Source organism: Rathayibacter sp. AY1C5, assembly GCF_002931705.1.
Taxonomy (GTDB): Bacteria; Actinomycetota; Actinomycetes; order Actinomycetales; family Microbacteriaceae; genus Rathayibacter.
In genome coordinates, this window is the sequence record NZ_PSWD01000015.1 from 1 (window position 1) to 11,482 (window position 11,482).

Below are 11,482 nucleotides of genomic sequence, written 5' to 3' on the forward strand. Positions count from 1 at the left end.
GGCGCGGGAAGCCGATCAGGAACGCGCCGCCGGGGGGGGCGAACAGGAAGGGGCCGAGCATGGGCAGGTTCGGCGCGAGGAACGCGTAGGCGGCCGCCGTCTCGCGCCGAACCTGCTGATGCTCGGCCTGTTCGTGTTCGTCCCCCTGGGCGGCGCGTTCCTGATCGGCTTCCAGCGCACGAACGGCTTCGGCGACGGCGTCTTCGTCGGGCTCGACAACTACGCGCGGCTGCTCGGCGACGGCCTCTTCTGGCGCTCGACGCTGAACACGGCGCTGTTCACCCTGATCGTGACCCCGCTCTCGATGGCGCTGGGCCTCGGCGCGGCGGTGCTGATGAACTCGGTGCTGCCCGCGCGTCCGGTGTTCCGCAGCATCCTCATCCTGCCGATGGCGGTCTCCGGCGTGGCGACGGCGCTGATGGGCGTGCTGATCTTCGACGAGAACAGCGGCGTGCTCGACGGCATGCTCCAGACGATCGGCCTCCCCCGCATCGCCTGGCAGTCCGGCGGAGCGGCGGCCTTCGCCTCCGTGGTGCTCGTCACCCTGTGGTGGCGCACCGGCTTCAACATGCTGATCTACCTGGCGGGGCTGCAGGGGGTGAACCCGGCGCTCTACGAGGCGGCCCGGCTCGACGGAGCGAACGCGTGGCAGCAGTTCCGCCACGTGACGCTGCCGCTGGTCGGCCCGTCGTCGTTCTTCCTGCTCATCCTCAACGTCATCTACTCGTTCCAGGTGTTCGACATCGTCTTCGTGCTCACCGGCGGCGGACCGCAGAACGCGACCTCGGTGCTCGTGACCTACGCCTACGACACCGGGTTCGTCACCCGCGACCAGGGCTACGCCGCGGCCATCGGCATCGTGCTGCTGATCCTGACCATGATCTTCACCGCGGTGCAGTGGCGCACCAACCGCTCGAGGGACCTCGTCGAATGATCCGCACGTCGCGCACCTCGCGCCTGCTCCGCCTCGCCCTCGCCCTCGGTGTCTCGGTGGTCATCGTCTTCCCGCTGTACTGGATGGTCGTCGTCGCGTTCTCCTCGCGGTCCGAGCTGCTCGGCGGCACCCTCCGCCTCTGGCCGCGCGAGCTGACGCTGGTGAACTTCGAGCGCGTGTTCTCGTCGTTCCCCGTGGCGACCTGGTTCGGCAACTCCCTCGCGATCAGCCTGGTCACCGCGCTGATCACCGTGACGATCAACCTGCTCGGCGGCTACGCCTTCGCGCAGCTGCGGTTCCGCGGATCCGGAGTGCTCTTCCTCCTGGCCCTGTCGACGCTCACCCTGCCCGTGCAGGTGATCATGGTGGCGCTGTTCCGGCTCGTCACCGACCTCGGCCTCTACGGGAGCTACTGGGCGGTGATCCTGCCGACGGCGGCGTCGGCGTTCGGGCTGTTCCTGGCGCGGCAGTTCATCCTCGCGATCCCGCGGGACCTGATCGAGGCGGCCCGGATCGACGGCGCCGGGCACTTCCGCGTGTTCACGGCCATCGTCCTCCCCCTCTCGAAGCCGCTCATCGCCGTGCTCTTCTTCATGTCGCTGCTCGGCTCCTGGAACGACTTCGCCTGGCCGCTCATCGCCCTGAAGGAGAACGCGCTGTTCACGCTCCCGATCGGGCTGCTCTTCCTCCAGGGGCAGTTCGGCAGCGACTACGGAGCGACCATGGCGTTCGCCCTGGTGAACGTCGTGCCGATGGTGGTGCTGTTCCTGGTGTTCCAGCGCTACTTCGTGCAGGGCTTCGCGCGCAGCGGCCTCCGCTGACCCCGCGGCGGGGGATGCCGATCGGTGCACTGAGCGGCCATTCGTCCCCCCGTCCGGGGCCGGGAGTGTCAATCCCCCCGTTCCGCCGACCCGGCCGGCGCCGCCCCGCGGTACCGTCGTCGCAGGCGCCCACCTCGTGCGCTCCGGAGCGCACCGTTCGAGCGGAAGGCGGGATCGCCATGAGTACCGTCGCCGCGAACGCCGCCCAGCAGAAGGTGGCCGGCCGCTACTACCTGATCGAGCGCATCGGCTCCGGCGGGATGGGCTCGGTCTACCGGGCCCGCGACGAGACCGTGCAGCGCGAGGTCGCCGTGAAGGTGTTCCGCGCGGAGGCCTCGAACCCCGAGGACGTGGCCCGCCAGGAGCGCGAGGTGCGGATGCTGAGCTCCTTCGCCCACCCCGGCATCGTCAACCTCTTCGACGCGGGGCTGCACAACTTCGGCGGCGAGGTCCGCCGCTACGTCGTGATGGAGCTCGTCGCCGACCCCACGATGGAGGCGCGGCTCGAGTCCGGCCCCCTCCCGGCGGCGGAGGTCGCGGCGATCGGCACACAGCTCGCGGAGGCCCTGGCCTACCTGCACGAGCGCGGCGTCGTGCACCGCGACGTGAAGCCCGCGAACATCCTGGTCAGCGAGGTCGCCTCCAGCGGCTACACCCGCACCGCCAAGCTCACCGACTTCGGCGTGGCCCACTTCATGGACGGCTCCCGCCTCACCAGCGACGGCGTCGTGATCGGCACCGCGAGCTTCGTCAGCCCGGAGCAGGTCGCGGGCGAGCCGATCAGCGGAGCGAGCGACGTCTTCTCCCTCGGCCTGGTCCTCCTCGAGGCGATCACCGGTCACCGGGAGTACTCGGGCACCGTCCTCGAGGCGGCGATCGCCCGCCTCCACCGCAGCCCCTCCGTGCCCGACGCCCTGCCGGCGGAGTGGCGGGCGCTGCTGACCTCGATGACACAGAGGGACCCGGAGAAGCGGCCGACCGCCGACGAGGTCGCGCACCGGCTCCGCGGCGGGATGACGACGGGCTCGGCTTCGGGCGCGCCGACCGCCTCGGACTCGCGCGCGGCACGGATCCGGCGCTCCGTGATCATCGGCTCGAGCGTGGTCGGCGTCGGCGCGATCGCGGCGCTGTCGTGGATGCTCGGAGCGCTCGCCGGTCGCTGACCGACCGGGCGCGGGGCCCTAGGCCTCGCCGGGGAACGCGGGACGGAGCACGATCCGCGTCCAGGCGCCCACGTAGATCCGATCGCCCTCCTCGACCTCGCGGCGCTGACCGGCGGCGATCGGCGACTGCGGGAGCGGAGCCCCGGCCGGGGCGAGGTACGTGCCGTTCGCCGACTGCAGATCCTCGACCCACCAGCGGTAGCCGTCGGTGCTCAGCTGGCAGTGGCGCCGCGAAACACCGGAGTCGGAGCCGCAGTCCACCTGCGGCGAGATGCCGCGGGAGACGGACGGGCGGCCGACGAGCAGGGTGCGCTCGCGGAGGACGACGGTCGCGGGCGGGCCGGGCGAGGGCATCGGGTCGTCAGCGCGCTGCTCGGCGTACCACTCCGGGTCGACCCAGAGCTCGGCGATCCACGGGCGGTCCGGGTCCGCGGAAGCGGAGGCGGGGCGGGCGGAGCCGGTGGCAGGCGCGGACGCGGCCTCCTCCTCCGACGCTGAGGCCCCGGGTGCCGCGTCGGGGGCTGCGGCCTCGGGTGCAGGGGCCTCCGGGATCACCTCGGTCGGCGGAGCTGCGGGCGGCGCGGTCGCGACGGGGGTGTCGAAGCCGGCCTCTTGCTCCGGGACCAGCTCGGTCGGAGCCGCGGGATCGGCCTGCGGCGCGGGCGCCTCGCCCAGGTGCTGGGCCGGGTCCCCCGACGGCGTCGCGGAGCCGCCGACCTCGCCCGGAGCGCGGACGGCGCCGGAGGAGGTGAACGGATCGGCCTCGGGGAGGGAGCCGGTCGTGAAGTCGTAGCCGCAGTTCTCGCAGAACAGGGCGCCGGGCTCGTTGGGGAACGAGCAGTGCGGGCAGACCGAGGGACCGGTCGGGATCGCGGTGGTCGGCGCGGCGGGAGCGGGCGACGGGGCCGCAGCGGCACCGATGGGCGCCCCGCAGACGTCGCAGTAGTCGCCGGACTGCGAGGTGTGCCCCTCGGGGCAGCGGAAGCTCACTTGCGCACCCGCGTGGTCTTGGTCGACGCGGTGTCCAGCGCCATCTCGTCGAGGCGGTCCACGCCGCGCTTGAGCCGCACGGTGCCCTCGTTCGGGTTGTCGATCTCGACGACCTTCCGCAGCTTCGCGGTCGCCTCGTCGTTCCCGGTGACGGAGGCGAGCTGCACCGCCCGCCCGAGCTTGACCGTGGCGGTCGCCTCGTCGCCCCGCGCCTTGGCCGCGAGCCCGTCCTGGATCGCGGAGGCGAGCTCGGTCTGGCCGGTGTAGTGGGCGACGGCGGGGTCGATGCGGGCGGTCAGGGCGGAGTCGTCCGTCCAGCGCGCCTTCACCAGGGCGGAGGCGACCACCTCGTCGCGCACGCTGAGCTGCACCCGCGCGGCGAGCTGCTCCGAGCCGACCGGCTTCGACGCGACCCGGACCGCCACGTGGTACTCCCGCGACTCGTCGCCCCAGGCGCCGGTCGGGTAGGCGCCGGTGAGCGGGTTCACGGCGTTCCGCCGGGAGCTGAGGTCCTCGAGGTTCGGAGCGACCTGGCGGACGAAGAGCAGCTGCGCGCCCTGCGGAGTCCAGACGCGGAGCTCGCCGTTGGCGACTCCCCGGCCCATCGACGCCCGCATCAGCGACTCGAAGTCGGCAGCCATGTCGGCCGGGTTCGCGATCAGGCCCACGGTGCCCAGCAGGGCGCTCGCGATGGTGCGCGCCTCCTCGACGATCCAGCGGGAGCCGACGCCGCGCACGTCGCACTGGAAGTCGCCCGACGCCGCGCGGATCGCCGCGTCCAGCTGCATCCGCGACTCGTGCTCGTTCTTGCCGTCGGTGAGGAGGATCGCGTGCCTCTGCGTCGCCTCCGGCACGGTCGCGAACAGCTGGCGGGCGAGGGTCAGCCAGGTGCCCATCGCGGTGCCGCCGTCGGCCTGGAGGTAGCCGATCGCCTCCTTCGCCGCGGCCCGCGCCCCCGGCTCCATCCGCACCATCGAGACGGTGGCGTTGGGGTACGGGAAGGCGCGGTCGGCGCGCTCGGATCCGGCCACGACGGCGAAGAAGGTGCCGTCCAGGATCTGGTCGACGGCCACGGCGGCGGCGCGCTTCGCGGCCGTCATGTTCTCGCCGGTCATCGATCCGGAGCAGTCGACGATGATGATCTCGGCCGCGGCCCCGTCGGACCCGGCGACCCCCGTGCCGGACGCGGTCACCGTGACGATGGCGTGCACGTCGGTGGCGCCGTCCGAGAGGAACTCGTTCTGGAAAACACTCGCGCTGAACTCCGCCATTCCGGCAGTTTACGGGGACGCCCGGCCCGAGCGGCCCTCCATCGCCGAGGATCGGCCGGGCATCGCGGCCCGACGCCTGCACGACAGCTGTCGGGGCGGGCGGAGGCGGGTCGAGCGCCGCCGGAGCGCCCCCGTCAAGCCCGCCGCGGCCGGACACCGCCGGTGCCAGGGTGGAGCCGTGCCTCCCTGGACCCTCGCCCTCGCCAGCGGCGCCATCGGCGGCGCCACCCTCCTGATCGGCGCCGCGCTCGCCTGGTTCGTGCGCGTGCCCCCGAAGCTCACCGCCGCGATCTCCGCGTTCGGAGCAGGGGTGCTGATCTCGGCGCTCGCCTACGAGCTCGTGCAGGAGGCGGCGGACGACGGAGGACTGCTCCCGACGATCCTCGGCACGCTCGCGGGAGCCGTCGTCTTCGTCGGCGCGGACGCGCTGCTCACCCGCGCCGGCGCGGGGAACCGCAAGAGCGCGAAGGGGTCGGGCGGAGGAGGAGGCGCGGCCATCGCGGCCGGCGCCCTGATCGACGGGGTCCCAGAATCGATCGTGCTCGGCCTCTCAGTCGCCCAGGGCGGAGCGGGAGCGGCGATCAGCGTGCCCATCGTCGCCGCGGTCGCGATCTCGAACCTCCCCGAGGGCCTGTCCTCGACGGTCGGCATGAAAGCCGACGGCCGCTCCGCCCGCTACGTCTTCACCGTCTGGGGCGGGATCGCCGCGATCTCGGCCGCCGCAGCGCTGGTCGGCTTCCTGGTCTTCGCCACCGCACCGGGCGCGGTCGTGGCCTTCGTGACGACCGTCGCCGCCGGCGCGATCCTCGCCATGATCTCGAACACGATGATCCCCGAGGCGTTCGACCGCGACGACGTGCTCACCGGGCTGTACGCGGTGCTCGGGTTCGTGACGGCGTTCGCCTTGCACAGTGCTGGTTAGGACGCCGCTCCCCGCGCGGCGTCCCGCAGTCGGCTCGAGCGCGGGGCTGGGTCCCGAGGAGCGGGTCGCGCACGGCGACGCGGATCCGCTGGAACGCGGATCCCCGGATACGCCTCGCGAGGACGCCGCTCCCCGCGCGGCGTCCCGCAGTCGGCTCGAGCGCGCTGCCGGGTCCCGAGGAGCGGGATGCGCACGGCGACGCGGATCCGCTGGAACGCGGATCCCCGGATACGCCTCGCGAGGGCGCCGCTGCCTTCGCGGCATCCCGCAGTCGGCTCCAGCGCGGGGCCTGGTCCCGAGGAGCGGGATGCGCACGGCGACGCGGATCCGCTGGAACGCGGATCCCCGGATACGCCTCGCGAAGACGCCGCTCCCTTCGCGGCATCCCGCAGTCGGCTCCAGCGCGGGGCCGGGTCCCAAGGAGCGGGTCGCGCACGGCGACGGGGATCCGCTGGAACGCGGATCCCCGGACACGCCTCGCGAGGACGCCGCCGCCTGCGGAACGGAGTGCGGTCAGCCGCTGAAGGCGGTGAGGGCGTCGTCGAGGATGCCGAGGCCGCGGGCGACCTCGGCGGGGGTGATGACGGCCGGCGGGACCACGTGGATCCGGTTGTCGGCGGTGAAGGGCAGGAGGCCGCGCGACAGCAGGTCGGTCTTGAGGCGGGCGACGGAGGCCGCCGGCAGCGGGGTGCGCGCGGCCCGGTCGGTGACCAGCTCCAGGGCCCAGAACACTCCGGAGCCCCGGACCTCGCCGATCAGGTCGTGCTTCGCCTCGAGCGCCGCCAGGCCGGGGGCCAGGTGCTCCGAGCCGATGGTGCGCGCGTTGTCGACGATCCCCTCCTCCTCCATCGCCTCGAGCGTCGCGACGACGCTGGCCGCGGCGAGCGGGTGGCCCGAGTAGGTGAGGCCGCCGGGGAAGACGCGCTCGTCGAAGTGGTGGGCGATCGGATCCGAGATGACGACGCCGCCGATCGGGACGTAGCCGGAGTTGACGCCCTTCGCGAAGGTGATCAGGTCGGGGCGCACGTCGAAGGCGTCGAAGGCGAACCACTCCCCCGTGCGCCCGAAGCCCGCCATGACCTCGTCGAGGATCAGCTGAATGCCGTACCGGTCGGCGATCTCGCGGACACCCGCGAGGTAGCCGGGCGGCGGGGTGAGCACGCCGGCGGTGCCGGGGATGGTCTCGAGGAGGAACGCGGCGATCGACTCCGGCCCCTCCGCCTGCACGACGCGCTCGAGGTGGTGGAGGGCGCGCTCGCACTCCTGCTCGAGGGTCTCGGCCCAGAACTCGCTGCGGTACAGGTAGGGCCCGAAGGCGTGCACGTGCCCGCGGGAGTACTCGTTCGGAATGCGGCGCCAGTCGCCGGTCGAGACGATCGCCGCTCCCGTGTTGCCGTGGTACGAGCGGTACAGCGAGACGACCTTGTCGCGGCCGGTGAACAGCCGCGCCATGCGGATCGCGTTCTCGTTCGCATCCGCGCCGCCGTTGGTGAAGAAGACCTTCTCCATGCCCTCGGGCGCCCGCTCGGTGATCAGTCGGGCCGCCTCGGCGCGGGTCTCGTTCGCGTAGGCGGGGCCGACGGTGGTGAGGACGCCCGCCTGCTCCTGGATCGCGGCGACGACCTTCGGGTGCTGGTAGCCGATGGTGACGTTCACGAGCTGGCTCGAGAAGTCGAGGTAGCGGGTGCCGTCGACGTCCCAGACCTCGGCGCCGAGACCGCCCGCGATCGGCAGCGGGTTCAGCGCGCCCTGCGCCGACCAGGAGTGGAACACGCGGGACCGGTCGGCGGCGGTGACCGAGGCGTTGTCGCGGACGGTGGGGGCGGTCGAGGACGTCATGCTCCCCATCGTGCCGCGCGCGCCTCGGAAGCGGGCGTGCGGATCCGTCGATCCGCGGACCCTACGATGGACGGAACGTCGAAGGGAGCCGCGCATGCCCGCGACCGTCCGCGATCTGCTGGCCGAACCGGCCTTCTGCCTCCGCGTGCTCGCCGGCGTCCACGACGAGGCCGACCTCGACGCCCCTCTGGTGTGGGCGCACTCCTCGGACCTCGTCGATCCGACGCCCTGGCTCGAGTCGGGCCAGCTGCTGCTGACCGACGGCGTCCACTTCACCGGGCACGACAGCGCCGAGTTCTCGGAGGAGTACGTCGCCCGGCTGCGCGGACGCGGCATCCGCGCGCTCGGCTTCGCCACCCGCATCGTGCACGACGAGGTGCCCGCCGCTCTCGTCACGGCGTGCGACCGCCAGGGCCTGCCGCTGCTGGAGGTGGCGGACCTGACTCCGTTCATGGGGATCATCCGGTTCGTCGCCGACGTGATCTCGCGGGAGCAGCGCGAGCGGCTGGAGTGGTCGCTCGAGGCGCAGCGGCGGGTCGCCCGCGCGGCGCTGCGGCCGGACGGGCTCGCGGCGATCCTCACCGAGCTGGAGCGGCAGCTGGACTGCTGGGTCGCCCTCTACGACGCGGCCGGGCAGAGGGTGCACCTGCCCACCCGGCTCGACGTGCCGGCGGAGGAGGCGGTCGCCGCGGCCGCGAGGCACGCGCTGACCCGCGGCAGCCGAGCGGGACTCCGGCTCGACGACGGCGGCGGGGTGACGCTGCAGACGATCGGGCGCCGCGACCACCTGCGCGGGGTGCTCGCCGTGGGGACGGGCACGCCGCTGGACCCGGCGGGCAGCGACCTCGTCGCGAGCGTCATCGCCCTGGCGAGCATCGCGCTGGAGCAGCGGCGCGCGCTGGACTCCTCCCGCCGGCAGCTGCGCTCCGGACTGCTCGAGCTGCTGGCCGCGGGAGCCTTCGACGTCGCCGAGAGCACCGCACGGCGCCTGGGGAGCCCGCTGCCCGCCGAGCCCGTGCGGGTGGTCGTGCTGAGCACGCCCGTGCACGGCGACTCGCTCCTCGACGAGCTGGAGGTCGTGGCGGAGGAGGACGGCGCGCGCCTGTTCTTCGCCGAGAGGGACGGCTCGCTCGTCGCCGTGGCCGCCGCCGACGGACTCGGGCCGCTGACCGCCGTGCTGGAGCGGCACGGCGCGAGCGCCGGCGCCTCCGCCCCGATCGGCTGGTCCGACCTGGACCGGGGCCTCGAGGAGGCGCGGCGCGCCGCCGAGCGGACAGGAGACAGGACGGTGGTCCGCTTCGAGGACGTCGCCGCCGAGGGGATGATCGGGTTCCTCGCCGCCGCCGGAGCAGCACCGCTCGCCCGCCGGATGCTCGCACCGCTGCTGACCCCCGAGGGAGGCGTGCTGCTCGAGAGCGCCCGCGTCTGGCTCCGCCGCAACGGCGCCTGGGAGCCCGCCGCCCGCGACCTCGGCGTGCACCGTCACACCCTCCGCAACCGCATCACCGCCGTCGAGCGCGCCCTCGGCCTCGACCTCGACGACGTCTCCGCCCGCACCGAGCTCTGGACGGCGCTGCGGCTCCACTCATAGCCTCTCTCCTCCTTCGTCGTCGGTCGGCCGCGGTCGGCCGGGGAGGGTGGTCGCGTTCCGCAGAGCGGGTTGCGTACCGCGCACGACGATCCGCTCCCACGCGGATCGCCGGTTGCGCGGTGCTCAAAAGCCTCTCTCCTCCTGGCGTCGTCGGTCGGCCGCGGTCGGCCTCAGAACGCGGGAACGATGGGAAGAGCGGGTCGCGTACCGCGCACGACGATCCGCTCCCACGCGGATCGCCGGTTGCGCTCAGCCGTGCTCAGGAGCCTCTCCGGTCGACCGAGCGCTTCCCGCCGGCGCGGAGCGCAACCGGCGATCCGCGTTCCAGCGGATCGACGTGCGCGGTACGCACGACGCCCTCGAGAACGGAACCACCCTCCCCAGCCGACCGCAGGCGATCGACGACGAAGGAGGAGAGAGCCTAGGAATGCTGCGGGAACCCGAGGTTGATGCCGCCGTGGGAGGGGTCGAGCCAGCGGCTGGTGATGGCCTTCTGCTGGGTGAAGAAGCGGACGCCTTCTGCTCCGTGGGCCTTGGTGTCGCCGAAGAGGGACGCCTTCCAGCCGCCGAAGGAGAACGTGGCGACGGGGACGGGGATGGGGACGTTGATGCCGATCATGCCGACCTCGACCTCGTTCTGGAAGCGGCGGGCCGCTCCTCCGTCGTTGGTGAAGATCGCGGTGCCGTTGCCGAACGCGCCGTTGTTGATCAGGGCGACGCCCTCCTCGTAGGAGGCGACGCGGACGATGGACAGCACCGGTCCGAAGATCTCCTCCGTGTAGGCGCGGGAGGTGGTGGGGACCTTGTCGATCAGGGTCGGGCCCAGCCAGAAGCCGTTCGCGTCGCCGTCCACCTCGATCCCGCGCCCGTCGATCACGACCTCCGCGCCGTCCTCCTCCGCGATCGCGATGTAGGAGGCGACCTTGTCGCGGTGCGCCTCGGTGATCAGCGGACCCATGTCGCAGCCGCGGCGTCCGTCGCCGGTGCGCAGGGTCGCGGCCCGCTCCTGGATCTTCGCGATCAGCTCGTCGGCGACGGGCTCGACCGCGACGACGACCGAGATCGCCATGCACCGCTCGCCCGCCGAGCCGAAACCGGCGTTGATGGCGGAGTCGGCGACGAGGTCGAGGTCCGCGTCGGGGAGCACCAGCATGTGGTTCTTCGCCCCACCGAGGGCCTGGACGCGCTTGCCGAGGCGGGTGCCCGTCTCGTAGACGTACTGCGCGATCGGGGTCGAGCCGACGAACGAGATCGAGCGGACGTCGGGGTGCTCGAGCAGCCCGTCGACGGCCTGCTTGTCGCCGTTGAGCACCGTGTAGACGCCGTCGGGGAGGCCGGCCTCCTTCCAGAGGGCGCCGAGCCAGATCGCCGGGGACGGGTCCTTCTCGGAGGGCTTCACCACGACGGTGTTGCCGGCGGCGATGGCGATGGGGAAGAACCACATCGGCACCATCGCGGGGAAGTTGAAGGGGGAGATGATCCCGACCACACCCAGCGGCTGCTTGGTCGAGTAGACGTCGACGCCGGTGGAGACCTGCTCCGAGTACTCGCCCTTGAGGTGGTGCGCGAGACCGGTCGCGAACTCCACGACCTCCTGGCCTCGGGTGATCTCGCCGAGCGCGTCCGAGACGACCTTGCCGTGCTCCGACGTGATCAGCTCGGCGAGCTCCTGCTTCTTCGCCTCGAGGAGCTCGCGGAAGCGGAAGACGATCTGCTGCCGCTTCGCGAGCGACGTGTCGCGCCAGGCGGGGAAGGCGGCCTTCGCGGAGGCGACGGCGGCGTCCACCTCGGCGGAGTCGGCGAGCGCGACCTCCTTGGTCGCGACTCCCAGCGCCGGGTCGTAGACGGGAGCGGTGCGGCCGGACGAGGAGGCCGAGGGAGCCCCATCGATCCAGTGGCCGACGACGGACAGGGCGGTGGCGGGCTCGACGATGCTCATGGCGACGACTGT

Annotated in this window: 9 protein-coding genes; 5 read left to right on the forward strand and 4 right to left on the reverse strand. The window is 72.8% G+C overall.

Annotated features, from left to right (window positions below; translation table 11 throughout):
* The first annotated feature begins 118 nt into the window (after positions 1 to 118).
* From C5C57_RS11390 to C5C57_RS11400, 3 genes are all read left to right on the forward strand, one after another.
* Positions 119 to 934 carry a carbohydrate ABC transporter permease gene (locus C5C57_RS11390; protein WP_104233170.1) on the forward strand — a complete coding sequence of 272 codons (816 nt, stop codon included), beginning with the start codon at positions 119 to 121 and terminating at the stop codon, positions 932 to 934.
* On the forward strand, positions 931 to 1,755 hold the full coding sequence (locus C5C57_RS11395) for a carbohydrate ABC transporter permease (protein ID WP_104223846.1): 825 nt from the start codon (positions 931 to 933) through the stop codon (positions 1,753 to 1,755). Before C5C57_RS11390 ends, C5C57_RS11395 begins: the two co-directional genes overlap by 4 nt.
* A gap of 179 nt (positions 1,756 to 1,934) precedes the next feature.
* Positions 1,935 to 2,918: a serine/threonine-protein kinase gene (locus tag C5C57_RS11400; RefSeq protein ID WP_181027112.1), complete on the forward strand. Its 984-nt coding sequence runs from the start codon at positions 1,935 to 1,937 to the stop codon at positions 2,916 to 2,918.
* An 18-nt stretch (positions 2,919 to 2,936) separates the two neighbouring features.
* Here the strand turns inward: C5C57_RS11400 and C5C57_RS11405 are convergent, their stop codons facing one another.
* Positions 2,937 to 3,908 carry an FHA domain-containing protein gene (locus C5C57_RS11405; protein ID WP_104246875.1) on the reverse strand — a complete coding sequence of 324 codons (972 nt, stop codon included), beginning with the start codon at positions 3,906 to 3,908 and terminating at the stop codon, positions 2,937 to 2,939.
* Positions 3,905 to 5,179, reverse strand: coding sequence for a VWA domain-containing protein (locus C5C57_RS11410; protein WP_104238603.1), 1,275 nt, complete (start codon positions 5,177 to 5,179; stop codon positions 3,905 to 3,907). Before C5C57_RS11410 ends, C5C57_RS11405 begins: the two co-directional genes overlap by 4 nt.
* Positions 5,180 to 5,357: 178 nt before the next feature.
* On the opposite strand from C5C57_RS11410, the gene C5C57_RS11415 reads away from it, so the two are divergent.
* Positions 5,358 to 6,101, forward strand: coding sequence for a ZIP family metal transporter (locus C5C57_RS11415; protein ID WP_104223842.1), 744 nt, complete (start codon positions 5,358 to 5,360; stop codon positions 6,099 to 6,101).
* A 513-nt stretch (positions 6,102 to 6,614) separates the two neighbouring features.
* Here C5C57_RS11415 and C5C57_RS11420 read toward each other — a convergent pair.
* Positions 6,615 to 7,940 (reverse strand): aspartate aminotransferase family protein, encoded by a 1,326-nt coding sequence (locus tag C5C57_RS11420; RefSeq protein ID WP_104246876.1) that lies wholly within the window; start codon positions 7,938 to 7,940, stop codon positions 6,615 to 6,617.
* A gap of 94 nt (positions 7,941 to 8,034) precedes the next feature.
* Between C5C57_RS11420 and C5C57_RS11425 the strand changes: the two genes are divergently transcribed.
* Positions 8,035 to 9,531, forward strand: a complete 1,497-nt coding sequence (locus C5C57_RS11425) for a PucR family transcriptional regulator (protein ID WP_181027113.1) — start codon at positions 8,035 to 8,037, stop codon at positions 9,529 to 9,531.
* A gap of 421 nt (positions 9,532 to 9,952) precedes the next feature.
* On the opposite strand, the gene C5C57_RS11430 is transcribed toward C5C57_RS11425, so the two are convergent.
* Positions 9,953 to 11,470 carry a CoA-acylating methylmalonate-semialdehyde dehydrogenase gene (locus C5C57_RS11430; protein WP_104246878.1) on the reverse strand — a complete coding sequence of 506 codons (1,518 nt, stop codon included), beginning with the start codon at positions 11,468 to 11,470 and terminating at the stop codon, positions 9,953 to 9,955.
* Between the last annotated feature and the right edge of the window lie 12 nt (positions 11,471 to 11,482).